This is a genomic window from Skermanella rosea (assembly GCF_016806835.2).
GTDB lineage: Bacteria > Pseudomonadota > Alphaproteobacteria > Azospirillales > Azospirillaceae > Skermanella > Skermanella rosea.
The window spans coordinates 563,484-580,709 of the sequence record NZ_CP086111.1 but is presented as its reverse complement, the minus strand read 5'-3'; the positions used below and the strand labels follow the sequence as shown (position 1 = coordinate 580,709).

Sequence of the window (17,226 nt, the reverse complement as noted above, 5' to 3'; positions counted from 1 at the left end):
TTATAGAGGGGCCGGCGCGTTTTACCAATGGCCGTGCCGGTCGCCGCCGGACGGGGCAGGCATGCCGGAAAACCCTCTGAGGCGCGAGGCCAGCTCGGCCCAGGACAGGCCGGCGATCTCCTCCGGAAGGTCATCCAGCAGGTCGGCCGGAATTCCGTCCAGGAACCCGGCGAGGATGTCGGGCGGAAGCTCGGCCTTCAGGGCCTCGACGAAGCCGGCGGGCAGGCAGTCCGGGTCACTGTCCGCAGGTGGCGAAAGGTCATCATCGGTCACTGCGGCGTCGGTCACTGCGGTATCGGGGGCTGCGGCGTCCTGGGGTGCGGGGGTGGGTGTGGGTTCCGGGGCGGAGTCGATGCCGTCCATCCACTCCGCGGGGTCGGGAGCCAGGGTCTCCACGTCGGCATCCGGGGAGAAACGGTGATCGTGGAAGTGATGGGCGATGCGCCGGTCCTGGATCACGCCGAGCAGCTTCAGGCGGAACTGGATCGCCCGCAGCGCCAGCGCCGACCGCCCCTTCTCCATCGCGTCGGCAATGATGGTGTCGACCAGGCCGGCGGCGCGGTCGAGTTCGGCTTGGTGCATCGCGCGTCGTCCGGCGCGGATCCGGTCGATGCGGACGCGGATCTCCGGCTGGGTCATCAGGAAATGGCCGCGCTGCTTCGCCCCCTTCGACGAATAACCCGCCCGCCGGGCCGCCTCCGCCGCCGCGGTCCCGGCTGCCATGGCTTGGCAGAAGAGTTCCTGGCGGTGGCCGAGACGGATGGCGGGAGGGGAAGCGGCGAGTTGGGTCACGGCGGCGCGCCTTTGAGGGAGGGGGCAGGTAAAGGATATTTATCCTATAATTCAGCAGTTATCAAGGTTTTTGAGGGGTTTTGCGCGGACAATGCGCCTAGCGGCCATGAATGACAGTATTGACGAACTGTGGATATGGGCCGTTGGTGCGGACGAGGGATATCGGGGTCAGACCACCATTTCCCAACGGCTTTCCATAGATTCAACCTTCGGAGGAAATGTTGGCCTGACCCCGATATCCCGGCTTCGGCCGACCTGCGATGCATGCGGGCGCATTGGCCGAGCGCCGTGAGAAGGTCTTGACACCACCACTCCCGATACGCCTTCTGTGAGCGAGGTGGCCTTATGCCGTCCCGGGGTGTGAGAACCCCTATTATAGCGACAGGCATCGGCCGGAACGATGCCGCTTCCCGTCATGTTATGACCGGGAGGCGGCACTGCATGTCCAGGCCTTAACCGGTCAATAGCCTGGCCTTGCCCGCCCCGGGACGGGCCGGCGACGGTGCCGACGACGGGACGGACGCCGCCCCGGCACTGCGGCGCCCCCTTGACTCGCGGGCGACCGCGATCCGCTGTTGGCAGAACGGCATGCCGATCTTCGACGAGACCGGGATCGCGTCCATGCGCCGTTTCGAAGGCGGCATCCAGATCGACAAGCCGGACGGCACCACCATCAGCGTCGTGAACGGCGGCCTGGGCGGGGGCATGCGGACGGAGGCTTCGTCTGCGTCACGCGGTACGGGCCGCTATCCGCCCTGACCCCTTAAGCGCGCACGGTACGCAGGTATTCCTTCACCCGAACGTCGCGCCAGCCTTGGTCCCGGTCACAGCCGGAGGCGCGAGCCCACCGGCAGGCTTCGAGCGACTCGGCCCTGCCGTCGGCAGTCCGGGCGCGCAGGTCGGGGGGGACGGATGCCAGAACCGCCGAGGCGATCTCCGCCGGTGGGGCCGGGCCGTCGCGGAGCCAGTCCTCCGCCTGCCGGAACCCGTCGAGGCACATCAGGGCGATCATGTAGTCGCAGGCCGACTGCATTCCCGGCCGCAGACGGCCCGGGCTGGCCGAGATCATCGGCAGCAGCGGGGCGAGCGACGGCACCAGATGGTTGGCGTAGATCGCCGCTCCCCAGTAGGACTCCGCCGTGGCCCGGAAATGCGCGAGGTCGCGCACCGGGACCAGCCCGGACTCCGCAATCGGCAGGATCTCGACTTTGGGCTTGGTCAACACGACGGTGTCGTTGGAGACATCGACGTAGAGGCCGCCGAACTGGATGGCGTTCTGGAAATACTGGCCGCGCAGGACGCCCCAGACCGTTCGGACGATTCCCCCCTGCGAAACGAAGTCACGAAGGGTCCGATCAACGTCCGTGGCCGGTTCCTTGACGCGCCGAGCCAGCCGGGTGAAGAGGTCGCTGTTGATTTCCGCGCACCGCCCGTACGGGTAAGGCTTTCCGGCCGCCGCCCCGAGCCGGGGCGCCAGGGCCGCGTCGGTTTCCGCCCTCAGCGCCAGGAAATAGTCCATCAGCGCGCCGGTGTGGCCCGAAAGGCAGCCATCGGTCAGCGCGGCCTGCCGTTCGTCCACGGGAGCGATCTGCTGGGGGAGGAGCGGCATGGAGTTCCGTTGAAACCTGGAATGGGGCGTTCGGGCGCGAGGATAGCGCGATGCCGGCGGCGGCGATACGCCGGAACCCTTCTTTCCGTGTGCATGTTGGCGGACCACACGATTTTTCACAACGGAACGCAGCATCGGACGGAACCATGGGAATCCTCGGAAAGACTGAACGGTCCTTCATGCCTCGCAGCGTCTGGACAGAAGTGGCCCCGCTCGGAATCAGCATGCATTCGCGCATGTGGACCGACAACCCGGCGGGACGGATCCGACCACCGATCGTGTTGGTGCATGGGCTGGGCCTGTCGAGCCGGTACATGGTCCCGTTGGGCCGCCGCCTCGCGGCGATCGGTCATGACGTTCTGGCGCCCGACTTGCCGGGTTTCGGCCGCTCGCCCATACCGGCCGGAGCACGGTGGCCGGCCGGACCGGACGTCCTCGAACAGGCGGAGCAACTGATCGCCTGGATGGACGCCTGCGGCGTCGACAAGGCGGTGCTGTTCGGCAACTCCATCGGGGTTCAGGTCGCCGTGGAAGTCGCGGTGCGCTTCCCCGACCGCGTGGACCGGCTCGTCCTGGCCGGCCCGACGCCCGATCCGGCATACCGCACGCCGATGAAGCAGTACCCGCGCGTCGTCATGAACATGCCGTTCGAGACGCCGTCGCTCAATTCGCTGTTCCAGGTCGAGTACGCGTCGGCCGGAATCCCCCGCATGGCCCAGCAGCTCCGCCGCACCGTGGACGACCCGATCGAGAAAAGGCTCCCGAAGGTGCGGGCTTCGGCGCTGGTGATCCGCGGGCAGTACGACCAGACGCTGTCGCAGCCCTGGGCGGAAGATTTCACGCGGCTGCTGCCCGACGGGCGGCTGGTGGTGGTCGAGGGGGCGGCGCACAATGTCCATTACACCGCCGCGTATGTCACGGCCCGGCTGATCCATTCCTTCCTGGACGGTGAACTGGACGGGCGGCCGGCCGCCGAAAGCAACCGGATCGTCGTTCCGGGATCCGACTACGAGCACGACCCGCTCGCCCCGCCGCAGCCGATCAGCACACGAACCCACGGGATGCTGGACTATGCGACGGCCGCCCTGTGCCTCGCCCTGCCCCACGCGCTGGCGTGCGGCCCCCGGACGCGAAAGCTGCTGACCCTGACCGCCATGTCGGCATCGGCATACAGCCTGTTCACCGACTACGAACTCGGGGCCGTCCGGAAGATCCCGATGACGGTCCACCTCAATATCGACGCATCCAGCGGCATGGAGTTGCTGCTGGCATCGGCGACGCGGCTCCGGAAAGAGCCGGCCGCGGGCCGGTGGGCGGTTGCGGCGCTGGGGGCGTTCCATCTGTTCGCGGTGGCGGCCACGCGCCTGCCGATGGGTCCGGCGCGCCTCGTCCGCGTGCGCGACCGGGAGGTGCCGGCGCTGGCTCCGGCACCCGCGGCCCGGCAGGCGGCAGCCTCTCAGGCCGACAGGCTGGACGAACTGGCCCGCTGATCCGGGATTGCAGGTGGCGATGGGATGTCGGGAGGAACCGCCTGCCCTGTTCACGACCACGATCTGAAGCGTTCTGGGGTCCGTCGGACCGATCCAGGGCAGCCGAAACGGTGTGCCACGGCTCAAGCTATCGCGTCGTGTGGAACGGTTTGCATGCACCCGCCGGAGGCGGAGCCGGTCTTCGCAACCTCATGGAGTTTGCCGGATCCCGCTTTGTCGGATAGCTTCCGGCCGTCGGCAATTCAAAGGTGCAGAAACGCCGACTGGCAGCATCGATGCGGTATGGAGTGCGGTATGCGGTTGACGGTGACGCGGCGCGGCTTTTCGGCGATGGTCGGTTCCCTGCTGGCTGGAGGCGCGATCTTGCGTCCGGGCATTGTCCTGGCGGCGCCGGAGTCCGGCGAAGACCTGGCCGGAAAGCTGGTCGAAGTCGAACGGAGGCTCGGCGCCCGGTTGGGGGCGGCCATCCTGGATACCGAATCGGGGCGCCGCTGGAGCCATCGCGCGGACGAGCGCTTTCCCCTGTGCAGCACCTTCAAGGCGATCGCCTGCGGGGCCGTGCTTGCGAAGGTGGATGCCGGCCGGGAGGACCTGGAGCGGCGCATCCGGTTCGAGGCCGCCGACGTCGTGACATACTCTCCCGTGACCCAGGACAGGGTCGGCGGCGCCGGGATGACGCTCGCGGAAATCTGCGAGGCGGCGATGACCCGGAGCGACAACACGGCCGGCAACATCATCCTGGACAGCCTCGGCGGGCCTTCCGGCGTCACGGAGTTCGCGCGGTCCCTCGGGGACGACGTGACCCGGCTGGACCGGCGGGAGACCGACCTGAACGAGGCGACGCCCGGCGATCCCCGCGACACCACGTCGCCGGCCGCCATGGTCGCCAACCTGGAGTCGCTCGTCCTGGGAAATACCCTGTCCCCGCAGTCGCGCGACCGGCTGACGGCGTGGCTCGTGTCCAACAAGACGGGGGACGCGAAGCTTCGCGCGGGCCTGCCGAAGGACTGGCGCATCGGCGACAAGACGGGCGGAGGCGATTACGGAACGATGAACGACGTTGCCGTGATCTGGCCGCCGAACCGCAAGCCGACCATCGTGAGCATCTACATGACGGAGACGAAAGCCTCCTTCGACGACCGAAACGCGGCCATCGCGGAGATCGGCAGGGCGTTGAAGACCGCGCTGGGGGCTTGAGCCTCCCTTCGCCGGGTCGGGGTCAGTCGTCGTCCGGTTCGGTGCCGGTCAGCAGGGCGTGGATGCGGCGACCCAGGGCGGTCAGGTCGTTGCCCTTGGCGTCGAACAGGGCGTGCAGCCGCGCCATGCCCGTTTCGTCCGGGGTGAAGGCCGCGACGCCGCCGGGCAGCGACTCCGAGTAGTTCCAGGTGAAGGCAGGGGCCGCGGGGTCCCAGACCTCGGTGCGCTCGGGGCCGTGCGGCCGGGCCACCCAGGCGCGGGAGCCGGCCGCTTCGGCCTTGTAGCGGACGCCGAAGAAGCGGCTGCCGGACAGGGCGCCGACGGCGGCGATGGCGAAGGGTAGATCGGCCGCGTCGGGAAAACGCTCGGCGGTCATGCGGGAGATCGTTTCGGCGAACCGGCGGCGCTTTTCCTCCGCCGGCATACCGTCGAGGACGGGCATGACCGTTGCTCCTTGTTCGCGGGCGCGCCGTCAGGGGCACCCCGGTGGGCTTTCGGCATGAGCCCCGTGCAAGGATAAGTCAATGCGGCACCTTGGCAGTGAGCACATAGGCCACGAATTTATACCATTGCTTTCGAGTTTGACCGGCCGCAGGCATGAAACAGTAGGTCGGCCAAAGCGAAGCGGCATCCGACAAAGCCGGCGCGTTGGTGTCGGCTGCCGCTTCGCTTTGGCCGACCTACGAACACGTCATGACTTGATCGATGATTGTTGCTAAATCACGCTGGCATTACTCGATTCCAGCCGCCTTCTTCAAAGCCTCGTCGATCCTTGTCTGCCAGCCCGGCCCACCGGCCCTGGAATGGCGCAGGACGGCGGCGGAAAGGCAGTTATTCACATGCTCTTGGGGTCCGCATGGTTTGGCTGCCCGGCACGCTTGACCGTAACGGAAGCGGCACGGACCACCTCGCCGCCGATGGTCACCTCCGCACGGTCGAACATCTCGTCCGTGAACTCCGGAGCATCGTCGGGATCTACCCAGCCGGGTCCGGAATCGTGCCTGTTCGCGGTCATTGGCCCTCCCCATCGGAATTACCCGGCGCCTCTAGGGCGTCGGTAGCTACGGCCCAAGGCTTTACCGTGGATACCCGTAGGACGCACACCACGAAAAAGCCCCGCGGCTTGACGCCGCGGGGCCTTTCCAAGTCGATGCTTCGGTCGAAGCCGGAGGCTTACGCCGCCTGCTTCATCATGCTGCGCAGCACGTACTGAAGGATGCCGCCGTTCTTGTAGTACTCGACCTCGTCCAGGGTGTCGATGCGCAGGGTCACCTGGATCGTCTCGGACGTGCCGTCGGCGCGGGTGATCTTGACGTCGATGTCCTTGCGCGGGGTCAGGCCCGCCTCGACGCCGGTGATGTCGAAGATCTCCGTGCCGTCCAGCTTCAGGCTCTGGCGCGACATGCCGTCCTTGAACTGCAGGGCGAGGATGCCCATGCCGATCAGGTTGGAGCGGTGGATGCGCTCGAAGCTCTCGGCGAGCACGGCCTTGACGCCCAGCAGGCGGGTGCCCTTGGCCGCCCAGTCGCGGGACGAGCCGGTGCCGTACTCCTTGCCGGCCACCACGACCAGGGGCGTGCCCTCGTCGGCGTAGCGCATGGCGGCGGTGTAGATCGGCATCACCTCGCCCGAGGGGATGTGCCTGGTGACGCCGCCCTCGGTGCCGGGGACCATCTCGTTCTTGATGCGGATGTTGGCGAAGGTGCCGCGCATCATGACTTCGTGATTGCCGCGGCGGGCGCCGTAGCTGTTGAAGTCGGTCGGCCGCACCTGGTAGCCCAGCAGGTATTCGCCGGCGGGGCTGTCCTTCTTGATCGAACCGGCCGGGGAGATGTGGTCGGTCGTGATCGAGTCGCCGAGGAGCGCCAGCGGACGGGCGTTGTGCACGTCGGAGACCGGCTGCGGCTCCGGCTGCATGTCCTCGAACAGCGGCGGCAGCTTGACGTAGGTCGAGCCCTCGGTCCAGCTATAGGTCTGGCCGGTCGCGGTGGCGATGCTGCGCCACTCCTCCGGGCCGGCGAACACGTCGCTGTAGCGGCGGCGGAACATCTCCGGCGTCAGGGACGCCTGCATCAGGTCCGCGATCTCCTTGTTGGACGGCCAGATGTCCTTCAGGTAGACCGGCTGGCCGTCGCTGCCCGTGCCGATCGGGTCGTTGACCAGGTCGACCTTGACGTTGCCGGCCAGCGCGTAGGCGACGCAGAGCGGCGGCGACGCGAGGTAGTTGGCGCGGGTGTGCGGGTTGACGCGGCCCTCGAAGTTGCGGTTGCCCGAGAGCACCGCGGCGACCACGAGGTCACCCTCCTCCACCGCGGATGAGATCGCCTCCGGCAGCGGGCCGGAGTTGCCGATGCAGGTGGTGCAGCCGTAGCCGACCAGGTTGAAGCCCAGCGCGTCCAGGTGCGTCTGCAGGCCGGCGGCCTGGAGATAGTCGGTCACCACCTGACTGCCCGGGGCCAGCGAGGTCTTGACCCACGGCTTGGTCGTCAGGCCCTTCTCGACCGCCTTCTTGGCGACCAGGCCGGCGGCGATCAGCACGCTGGGGTTGGACGTGTTGGTGCAGGACGTGATGGCCGAGATCACGACGTCGCCCTGTTTCAAGCTGTAGTCGGCGCCCTTGACCGGGGTCGCCTTGTCGATGTCGGAGGCCGGGACCTTGAAGGCGGTGGTCAGGTCGCTGGTGAAGGCCTTGGACAGGGCCGACAGCAGCACCTTGTCCTGCGGGCGCTTCGGGCCGGCGAGCGACGGCTCGACCGAGGCGAGGTCCAGTTCCAGCACGTCGGTGAAGACCGGCTCCGGCGAGCCCGGCTCGGCCCACATGCCCTGAGCCTTGGCATAGGCCTCGACCAGCGCCACGCGGTCGGCGTCGCGGCCGGTGAAGGTCAGGAACTTGATGGTCTCGGCGTCGATCGGGAAGATGCCGCAGGTGGCGCCGTATTCCGGGGCCATGTTGGCGATCGTGGCGCGGTCGGCGAGCGGCAGGTCGGCGAGGCCGGGGCCGAAGAACTCGACGAACTTGCCGACGACGCCCTTCTTGCGCAGCATCTGGGTGACGGTCAGCACCAGGTCGGTCGCGGTGGTGCCTTCCTTCAGCTTGCCGGTCAGCTTGAAGCCGACGACCTCGGGGATCAGCATGGAGATGGGCTGGCCGAGCATGGCCGCCTCCGCCTCGATGCCGCCGACGCCCCAGCCCAGCACCGCGAGACCGTTCACCATGGTGGTGTGACTGTCGGTGCCGACGAGGGTATCGGGGTAGGCCACGGTCTTGCCGGTGCCCTGGTCGGTGTCGGTCCAGACGGTCTGGGCCAGGTACTCGACGTTGACCTGGTGGCAGATGCCGGTGCCGGGCGGCACGACGCGGAAATTGTTGAACGCGGTCTGGCCCCAGCGCAGGAAGGCGTAACGCTCCTGGTTGCGCTCGAACTCCAGCTCGACGTTCTTCTTGAAGGCGCCGGGGCTGCCGAACTCGTCCACCGTGACCGAGTGGTCGATCACGAGGTCGACCGCGCAGAGCGGGTTGATCCGCGATACTTCGCCGCCCAGCGTCTTCACCGCCTCGCGCATGGCGGCGAGGTCCGCCACGGCGGGGACGCCGGTGAAGTCCTGCATCAGGACGCGGGCCGGACGGTAGGCGATCTCGGTGTCGCTGCGCCGGGTCTTCAGCCACTCCGCCACCGCCTTGACGTCGTCGACCGACACCGTGCGCCCGTCCTCGAAGCGCAGCAGGTTCTCGAGCAGGACCTTGAGCGAGAAGGGAAGCGTGGAGAGATCGCCGAGGCCGGCCTGCTCGGCCGCCTTCAGGCTGAAGTAATCGTACGACTTGCCACCCACGTCGAGGGTGCGGCGCGTCTTCAGCGTGTCATGACCGGTGAATGTTGTCACGGGAACTCCTCCATTGCTTTGCAACCGGCGGAGGTTTGGATCGACATGTGACCGAAACCTTATTTTGCGCTGCGATGATTTAGCGCAGAATCAGCACGCTGGCAAACGGCAGCGGTGTGCGAGTGGTATTACCAGCGGACCGACGGCAAGGGTTTCCGCGCTTGGGGACGCGGCGGCCCATGCCTGCGCGCTCCCGAAAAAAGAAATCCCCCGCCGGTTTCCCGGCGGGGGCTGTTGCGCGCGTATCCGATCCGGTCAGGCGACCGCGACCGTGTCCGCGATCTCGCGGAAGGCGGGGATCTGGTCGAAGTTCATGTAGCGGTAGATGTCGGCGGCCTTCTGGTTGACGATGCTGACCTGCTCCATGTACTCGGCCACGGTCGGGATCCTGCCCATCAGCGCGCACACCGCGGCAAGCTCGGCCGAGCCGAGATAGACGCGGGTGTCGATGCCCAGGCGGTTCGGGAAATTGCGGGTCGAGGTGGACATGGCCGTCGAGCCCTTGCGGATCTGCGCCTGGTTGCCCATGCACAGCGAGCAGCCCGGCATCTCCATCCGCGCGCCCGACTTGCCGAGGACGCTGTAATAGCCCTCCTCGTTCAGGATCATGGCGTCCATCTTGGTCGGCGGCGCGATCCACAGCCGGGTCGGGATGTCGGACTTGCCGTCCAGCACCTTGCCGGCGGCGCGGAAGTGGCCGATGTTGGTCATGCACGAGCCGATGAAGACCTCGTCGATCACGTCGCCCGCGACCTCCGACAGCGGCTTGACGTCGTCCGGATCGTTCGGGCAGGCGACGATCGGCTCCCGGATGTCGGCCAGGTCGATCTCGATGACGGCGGCGTACTCGGCGTCGGCGTCGGGTTGCAGGAGCTGCGGATCGGCGATCCAGGCCTCCATCGACCTGATGCGGCGCTCCAGCGTGCGGCGATCCTGGTAACCGTTGGCGATCATCCAGCGCATCAGCGTGATGTTGGAGCGCATGTACTCGATGATCGGCTCCTCGTTCAGGCGCACCGTGCAGGCGGCGGCGGACCGTTCGGCCGATGCGTCGCTCAGCTCGAACGCCTGCTCGACCTTCAGGTCGGGCAGCCCCTCGATCTCCAGGATGCGGCCGGAGAAGATGTTCTTCTTGCCCTTCTTCTCGACCGTCAGCAGGCCCTGGCGGATGGCGTAGAGGGGAATCGCGTTGACCAGGTCGCGCAGCGTGACGCCCGGCTGCATGGTGCCGGTGAAGCGCACCAGCACGCTTTCCGGCATGTCCAGCGGCATCACGCCGGTGGCGGCGGCGAAGGCGACCAGGCCGGAGCCGGCCGGGAAGGAGATGCCGATCGGGAAGCGCGTGTGGCTGTCGCCGCCGGTGCCGACGGTGTCGGGCATCAGCAGGCGGTTAAGCCAGGAGTGGATGACGCCGTCGCCCGGCCGCAGGGACACGCCGCCGCGGGTGGCGATGAAGGCCGGCAGTTCGTGGTGCATCTTCACGTCCACCAGCTTGGGATATGCCGCGGTATGGCAGAAGGACTGCATCACGAGATCGGCGGAGAAGCCCAGGCAGGCCAGGTCCTTCAGCTCGTCCCGGGTCATCGGGCCGGTGGTGTCCTGCGAGCCGACGGTGGTCATCCTCGGCTCGCAATAGGTGCCGGGGCGGATGCCCTGTCCGTCCGGCACGCCGCAGGCGCGGCCGACCATCTTCTGGGCCAGCGAGAAGCCCTTGCCGCTGTCGGCCGGGGCCGACGGCAGCCGGAACAGGGTGGACGGCTCCAGGCCCAGCGCCTCGCGGGCGCGGGCCGTCAGGCCGCGGCCGATGATCAGCGGGATGCGGCCGCCGGCCCGGACCTCGTCGAAGATCACGTCGGACTTGACCTTGAACTCGGCGATCACCTCGCCGTCCTTCAGGGCCTTGCCTTCATAGGGGCGCAACTCGACGACGTCGCCCATCTCCATCCGGGAGACGTCCAGCTCGATCGGCAGCGCGCCCGCGTCCTCCATGGTGTTGTAGAAGATCGGCGCGATCTTGCTGCCCAGGCAGACGCCGCCGAAACGCTTGTTCGGGACATAGGCGATGTCCTCGCCGGTCCACCAGAGCACGGAGTTGGTGGCGGACTTGCGCGACGAGCCGGTGCCGACCACGTCGCCGACATAGGCCACCAGATTGCCCTTGGCCTTCAGCGACTCGAGCTGCCTCACCGGGCCGCGGGCGCCGGGCTCGTCCGGCTCGATGCCGGGGCGGGGGTTCTTCAGCATGGCGAGCGCATGCAGCGGGATGTCCGGGCGCGACCAGGCATCGGGGGCCGGCGACAGATCGTCGGTGTTGGTCTCCCCGGTCACCTTGAAGATGGTCAGGGTGAGGCTTTCCGGAACCTCCGGGCGCGAGGTGAACCACTCGGCATCGGCCCAGGACCGCATCACCGCCCTGGCGTTGGCGTTGCCCTGGTCGGCCAGTTCCTTGACGTCGTGGAAATAGTCGAACATGAGGAGGGTCGTCTTCAGCCCCTCCGCCGCGGCCGCGCCGCATTCGGCGTCGGCCAGCAGGCCGATCAGCGGACCGATGTTGAAGCCCCCGAGCATGGTGCCGAGCAGTTCCGTCGCCTTGACCCTGGAGATCAGCGCGCAGGACTCCTCCCCCTTGGCGACCTGGGCCAGGAAGGCGGCCTTGACCTTGGCGGCATCGTCGACGCCCGCCGGCACGCGGTAGGTCACCAGATCGACCAGGAACCGCTCCTCGCCCGCGGGAGGCGTCTTCAGCAGGCCGATCAGTTCCTCGGTCTGCCTGGCGGACAGCGGCAGCGGCGAAATCCCGAGCGCGGCACGCTCAGCGACATGCTGGCGATAGGCTTCAAGCACGGCTAGATCCTCTCTTTTAGGTTTATTGCCAGGTTTATTGCAGGACTTCAGCCCCTTGGACTCGATGCCTGCCGACTGTTTTGGCCTGCCGGCAGTTTTGCCGGGCTCTTGCCTGATGCGCGATGAGGCTCTTTGCCGCTGCGCCTCATTGTCCCAAACCAGGCAGGCGCGGTTTTTCGGCGGGGACTCTCTGCGCCCGTACCGGGAACTTACGGGTGCAAGCTATTCATCTTGAATTTACGAAGCCGGTATCGCACCTTGCTGCGCAAGGGTCGTACGAACGAAAAAGGTACGCCCAATAAGAACGTGACAGGGAGGACGCGCGGTGAAAGCCGATACGCCCATTTTCGAAGCCCGACATGTGTCGCTGCGGTTCGGCGGTGTCCGCGCCTTGACGGATGTGAGCTTCAGCATCGACAAGGGCGAGCTGTTCTCGATCATCGGTCCCAACGGGGCCGGCAAGACCTCCATGGTCAATTGCATTTCCGGCCGGTACAGCCCGACCGAGGGCCAGATCCTGTTCAAGGGACGGGATATCACGCGGATGACGCCCAACCACCGGGCCGAGATCGGCATCGGCCGCACGTTCCAGAACCTGGCGCTGTTCGGGCACATGACGGTGCTGGACAACATCATGGTCGGGCGCCACCACCTGATGAAGAACAACTTCCTGACCGGCGCGCTGTACTGGTTCACCGGCGCGCGGAAGGAGGAGCTGGAGCACCGCCGCGAGATCGAGGAGATCATCGACTTCCTGGACATCCAGCATGTCCGCAAGGCGGTCGCCGGCACGCTTTCCTACGGGTTGCGCAAGCGGGTCGAGCTGGCCCGCGCCATGGCGCTGAAGCCGGACCTGATCCTGCTGGACGAGCCGATGGCCGGCATGAACCTGGAGGAGAAGGAGGACATGGCCCGCTACATCGTCGACCTGAACGAGGAGTACGGCATGACCGTCGTGATGATCGAGCACGACATGGGCGTGGTCATGGACATCTCCCACCGGGTCATGGTGCTGGATTTCGGCAAGAAGATCGCCGAGGGCTATCCGGAGGAGGTCCTGGCGAACGCCCATGTCAAGCGGGCCTACCTGGGCGAGGCCGACGACGTGCTGAGCGACGAGGACGACGTGGCCGTGCCGGCCGGGAAGGTGGCGTGATGGACGCCGGAACCGTCAACGGGCTGCCCGACCTGTCGCTGTTCGACACCTTCCCGAAGCTGCTCCAGGTCCACGCGCGCAACCACCCGGACGAGGTGGCGCTCCGGGTCAAGGACCTGGGCATCTGGCACAGCCTGAGCTGGAGCCAGTACCAGGCGCGGGTCAAGGGTTTCGCGCTGGGGCTGCACCATTACGGCGTCGGCCGGGGCGACGTGGTCGGGATCGTGGGCGACAACCGGCCGGACTGGGTCTGCGCCGAGATCGCCGCCCATGCCGTGGGCGCCATGAGCCTGGGCATGTACCGGGACGCGCTGGACGAGGAGATCGCGTATCTCGTGACCTACAGCGACGCCAAGGTGGTGTTCGCCGAGGACGAGGAGCAGGTCGACAAGCTGCTGGAGCTGGGCGACCGGATCGCCACCGTGAAGCTGATCGTCTACAGCGACCCGCGCGGCATGCGGAAGCATTCAGACCCGCGGTTGGTCTCCGTGACCGAGCTGATGCATCACGGCGACGCGGTCGCGTCGGAGTTTCCCGCCCTGTACGACGAGATGGTGGCGGCGGGACGGGGCGAGGACGTGGCGGTGCTGTGCACCACCTCGGGCACGACGGCCAACCCCAAGCTGGCGATGCTGCCGGCCGGCCGGGTGATCCGGCACTGCGCCTCGTACCTGGACGTCGATGCCAAGGGGCCGCGGGACGAGTATGTCTCGGTGCTGCCGCTGCCCTGGATCATGGAGCAGGTCTATGTGCTGGGAAAGGCGCTGCTGAGCCGGATGACCGTGAACTTCGTCGAGGAACCCGAGACGATGATGCACGATTTCCGGGAGGTCGGGCCGACCTTCGTGCTGTTCGCCCCGCGGGTGTGGGAGCAGATCGCGGCCGACGTCCGCGCCCGGATCATGGACGCCTCGCCGCTCAAGCGGCGCCTGTACGAGTACGGGATGAAGGTGGGGCTGGAGGCGCTGGACAAGGGCAAGCGGTCCTGGCTGGCCGACCTGCTGCTGTTCCGCGCGCTGCGCGACCGGCTGGGATTCTCCAACCTGCGCTCGGCCGCGACCGGCGGGGCGGCGCTGGGGCCGGAGACCTTCCGCTTCTTCATGGCGATGGGCGTGCCGCTGCGCCAGCTCTACGGCCAGACCGAGACGCTGGGGGCCTATACGATCCATGCCCAGGGCGACGTGGATTTCGACACCGTCGGCAAGCCGTTCGGCAAGGACATCGAGGTCCGGATCGACAACCCCGACCACAACGGCGTCGGCGAGATCGTGACCCGGCACCCCAACATGTTCGCGGGCTATTTCCGCAACGAGGCGGCGGGGGCGGCGGACATCCGCGACGGCTGGATGCATACCGGCGATGCCGGCTATTTCGACAAGCGCGGGCATCTGGTGGTGATCGACCGGATCAAGGACATCGCCACCACCGGGCGGGGCGACCGGTTCTCGCCGCAATACATCGAGAACAAGCTGAAGTTCAGCCCCTATGTCGCCGAGGCGGTGATCCTGGGCGACCAGCGCGACTATCTCGCCGCGATGATCTGCATCCGCTTCCCGATCGTGTCCAAATGGGCGGAGAAGAACCGGATCTCCTTCACGACCTACACCGACCTGTCGAGCCGGCCGGAGGTCTACGAGATGATCCGGCGCGAAGTGGAGACGGTCAACGCGACCCTGCCCGAGGCCCAGCGCATCGCCAAGTTCCTGCTGCTCTACAAGGAGCTGGACGCCGACGACGGCGAACTGACCCGGACCCGCAAGGTGCGCCGCGGCGTGATCGCGGAGAAGTACGGGACGATCATCGACGCGATCTATGCCGGCCGGCCCAGCATCGACGTGGACACCACCATCGCCTTCCAGGACGGCACCAGGCAGCGCATCCGGACGGTCCTGAAGGTGGTCGACCTGGTGCCGGGGAGCAGCGCGCCGGCCTCTCCGAAGCGGGCGGCGTGATGGGGAGGCGATTGCAATTTCGGGGGGGCCGGGGTAAAAAGAGGCTGCCGGGAGGTGCTTGTCTCACCCCCCGGCGCCTCCTAGGCCCGGGTCACGAGAAGGCGGATGGAAATCCGCCAGATCCTGACGTCGAGCCACAGGAGAATGGATGCCTTTCTCATCCTTCTACTCCTGAGTTGGCCGGCCGGGCCCATTCCCGGCCGGCACCTCGGACCGTACCCCATACGATAGAGTTCTTCGATAGCGCGTGTGCGGCGATAGTGTCGCAACCGTTTGTCAATGATTCCAAGAACAAGAACGCGGCTTGGGAGGGAACCTCGCCATGAACTGGGACCTGCTGTTCCAGCTCGTCGTCAACGGCATCATCGTCGGCGCGCTGTACGGCGTCGTGGCCATGTCGTTCGTGCTGATCTACAAGGCGAGCCAGGTGGTCAACTTCGCCCAGGGCGAGTTCCTGCTGATCGGCGCCTGGGCCTGCTGGTGGCTGCTGACGACATACCAGATCCCCTTCGTCTGGGGCTTCCTGATCACGCTGGCCTTCATGATGGCGTTCGGAGTCATCCTCCAGATCGTCGTGCTCCGGCCCATGATCGGGGAGCCGATCATCTCGGTGATCATGGTCACGATCGGGCTGTCGATCTTCTTCCAGGCGCTGATGAAGTGGATGTTCGGCGTGTTCGCCAAGCCCTTCCCGCCGATCTTCGAGACCGAGTCGGTCAGCGTCTTCGGGCTCCAGGTGCAGACGGTCTACCTGATGAGCCTGATCATCTCTGTAATCATCATGGCCGGGTTCGGGTACTTCTTCAAATTCTCGAAGATGGGCCTCGCCATGCGGGCGACCGCGTTCAACCAGCAGGTGGCGCAGTCGCTGGGCATCTCGGTGCGCAACGTCTTCGCGCTGAGCTGGGCGATCTCGGCCATGGTGTCGGCGGTGGCCGGCGTGGTGGTCGGCACGGTCAACGGCGTGTCGTCGGCCCTGTCCTTCTTCGGCATCAAGGTGTTCCCGGCGGTCATCCTGGGCGGGCTGGACAGCATCGTGGGCGCGGTGATCGGCGGTCTGATCGTCGGGCTGCTGGAGAACGTGGCGCACTTCTTCGACAGCCAGTTCCTCAACTGGGGAAACATGTACGAGATCGCGCCCTTCTACGTCCTGATCATCATCCTGATGATCAAGCCCTACGGGCTGTTCGGCACCAAAGACATCGAACGCGTCTGAGCGGAGCGCCCGAGACATGACCACGCTGATTCCCTGCGGCGACTTCAAGACGACCTACTCCGCCGACACGACCATCTTCCCGACCACCACCAGCCGCAACATGGTGATCCTGGGCATCGCGGTGCTGTGCCTTGCGCCGCTGGTGATGGACCGGTACCTGCTGAGCCTGCTGATCCAGATCGGATACCTGGGCATCGCGGCGCTGGGGCTGAACATCCTGGTCGGGTTCACCGGCCAGATCTCGATCGGGCACGCGGCCTTCTTCGGGTTCGGGGCCTTCAGCTCCGCCTGGCTGGTGTCGAACTTCGGCGTGCCGGTGTTCTTCGCGATCCCGCTGGCAGGGGTCATGACGACGGCGGTCGGCATGGTGTTCGGCCTGCCGGCGGCCCGTCTGAAGGGGCTCTACCTGGCGATCGCCACGCTGGCGGCGCAGTTCATCCTCCAGGACTTCTTCGCCCGGGCCTCCTGGTTCTCGGGCGGGGTGGCCGGCACGCTGACCGAGCCCTTCTCGATCTTCGGAGTCACCTTCGACACCGACGAGAGCTATTTCTACGTGGTGCTGGCCTATGTGGTCGTGATGTACATCCTCGGCACCAACCTGATGCGCACCCGCGACGGGCGGGCGCTGGTGGCGGTGCGGGACCATTACCTCTCGGCGGAGATGATGGGCATCAACCTGACCAAGTACCGGACCCTGTCGTTCGGCATCTCGGCCTTCTATGCCGGGATCGGCGGCGCGCTCTACGCCCACTACCTCCAGTTCGTCTCGGTCGAGGGCTTCACGATCCTGTTCTCGATCCAGTTCCTGGGCATGATCATCATCGGCGGGCTGGGCTCCATCATGGGATCGCTGATGGGCACGGCCTTCATGGTGCTGCTTCCGGAAAGCATGCAGTGGCTGACCGACGCGCTGGCCGGAAGCGCCATAGACCGGGCGCTGGACCTGAGCAACAGCCTCGCCTTCCTGCGCGAGATGGCGATCGGCGCCGTGATCATCCTGTTCCTGATCTTCGAGCCGGACGGGCTGGCCCACCGGTGGCACCAGGTCAAGGCGTACTGGAAGCTCTACCCGTTCTCCCACTGACCGG

At 66.8% G+C, this 17,226-nt stretch carries 14 protein-coding genes; 7 read left to right on the top strand and 7 right to left on the bottom strand.

The window, feature by feature from the left end; translation table 11 throughout:
• Positions 1–21: 21 nt before the first annotated feature.
• Positions 22–792 (bottom strand): terminase small subunit, encoded by a 771-nt coding sequence (locus tag JL101_RS02735; protein ID WP_203100330.1) that lies wholly within the window; start codon positions 790–792, stop codon positions 22–24.
• 474 nt (positions 793–1,266) lie between these two features.
• Between JL101_RS02735 and JL101_RS02730 the strand changes: the two genes are divergently transcribed.
• On the top strand, positions 1,267–1,551 hold the full coding sequence (locus JL101_RS02730) for a hypothetical protein (protein ID WP_203100332.1): 285 nt from the start codon (positions 1,267–1,269) through the stop codon (positions 1,549–1,551).
• Positions 1,552–1,555: 4 nt separating this feature from the next.
• Here the strand turns inward: JL101_RS02730 and JL101_RS02725 are convergent, their stop codons facing one another.
• Positions 1,556–2,401, bottom strand: coding sequence for a hypothetical protein (locus JL101_RS02725; RefSeq protein WP_203100333.1), 846 nt, complete (start codon positions 2,399–2,401; stop codon positions 1,556–1,558).
• A gap of 224 nt (positions 2,402–2,625) precedes the next feature.
• Between JL101_RS02725 and JL101_RS02720 the strand changes: the two genes are divergently transcribed.
• Together JL101_RS02720 and bla are read left to right on the top strand one after the other, a co-directional pair.
• A complete protein-coding gene (locus tag JL101_RS02720; protein ID WP_203100335.1) occupies positions 2,626–3,891 on the top strand; it encodes an alpha/beta fold hydrolase in 1,266 nt (421 codons plus the stop codon).
• 363 nt (positions 3,892–4,254) lie between these two features.
• Positions 4,255–5,088, top strand: coding sequence for a class A beta-lactamase (gene bla / locus JL101_RS02715; protein ID WP_228435258.1), 834 nt, complete (start codon positions 4,255–4,257; stop codon positions 5,086–5,088).
• Between the two features lie 22 nt (positions 5,089–5,110).
• Here bla and JL101_RS02710 read toward each other — a convergent pair whose 3' ends face one another.
• The 5 genes from JL101_RS02710 to acnB all read right to left on the bottom strand — a co-directional run bounded on the left by JL101_RS02710 (position 5,111) and on the right by acnB (position 11,814).
• The gene (locus tag JL101_RS02710; protein ID WP_203100339.1) at positions 5,111–5,530 is read right to left on the bottom strand and encodes a hypothetical protein; all 420 of its coding nucleotides are present in this window, start codon (positions 5,528–5,530) and stop codon (positions 5,111–5,113) included.
• 289 nt (positions 5,531–5,819) lie between these two features.
• Entirely contained in the window at positions 5,820–5,927 is a 108-nt protein-coding gene (locus JL101_RS36870) for a BrnA antitoxin family protein (RefSeq protein WP_203100341.1), read from the bottom strand.
• Positions 5,924–6,103 carry a hypothetical protein gene (locus tag JL101_RS02705; protein WP_203100342.1) on the bottom strand — a complete coding sequence of 60 codons (180 nt, stop codon included), beginning with the start codon at positions 6,101–6,103 and terminating at the stop codon, positions 5,924–5,926. Before JL101_RS02705 ends, JL101_RS36870 begins: the two co-directional genes overlap by 4 nt.
• Before the next feature lie 158 nt (positions 6,104–6,261).
• Positions 6,262–8,970 carry an aconitate hydratase AcnA gene (gene acnA, locus JL101_RS02700; RefSeq protein ID WP_203100343.1) on the bottom strand — a complete coding sequence of 903 codons (2,709 nt, stop codon included), beginning with the start codon at positions 8,968–8,970 and terminating at the stop codon, positions 6,262–6,264.
• A gap of 255 nt (positions 8,971–9,225) precedes the next feature.
• A complete protein-coding gene (gene acnB / locus JL101_RS02695) occupies positions 9,226–11,814 on the bottom strand; it encodes a bifunctional aconitate hydratase 2/2-methylisocitrate dehydratase (RefSeq protein ID WP_203100345.1) in 2,589 nt (862 codons plus the stop codon).
• 325 nt (positions 11,815–12,139) lie between these two features.
• Between acnB and JL101_RS02690 the strand changes: the two genes are divergently transcribed.
• The 4 genes from JL101_RS02690 to JL101_RS02675 all read left to right on the top strand — a co-directional run bounded on the left by JL101_RS02690 (position 12,140) and on the right by JL101_RS02675 (position 17,222).
• The gene (locus JL101_RS02690; protein WP_203100347.1) at positions 12,140–12,970 is read left to right on the top strand and encodes an ABC transporter ATP-binding protein; all 831 of its coding nucleotides are present in this window, start codon (positions 12,140–12,142) and stop codon (positions 12,968–12,970) included.
• Positions 12,970–14,922, top strand: a complete 1,953-nt coding sequence (locus tag JL101_RS02685) for a long-chain fatty acid--CoA ligase (protein WP_203100349.1) — start codon at positions 12,970–12,972, stop codon at positions 14,920–14,922. The genes JL101_RS02690 and JL101_RS02685 overlap by 1 nt, the downstream gene beginning before the upstream one ends.
• A gap of 322 nt (positions 14,923–15,244) precedes the next feature.
• A complete protein-coding gene (locus JL101_RS02680; RefSeq protein ID WP_202682786.1) occupies positions 15,245–16,138 on the top strand; it encodes a branched-chain amino acid ABC transporter permease in 894 nt (297 codons plus the stop codon).
• Positions 16,139–16,154: 16 nt separating this feature from the next.
• Positions 16,155–17,222, top strand: a complete 1,068-nt coding sequence (locus JL101_RS02675; protein ID WP_201077149.1) for a branched-chain amino acid ABC transporter permease — start codon at positions 16,155–16,157, stop codon at positions 17,220–17,222.
• The last annotated feature ends 4 nt before the right edge of the window (positions 17,223–17,226 follow it).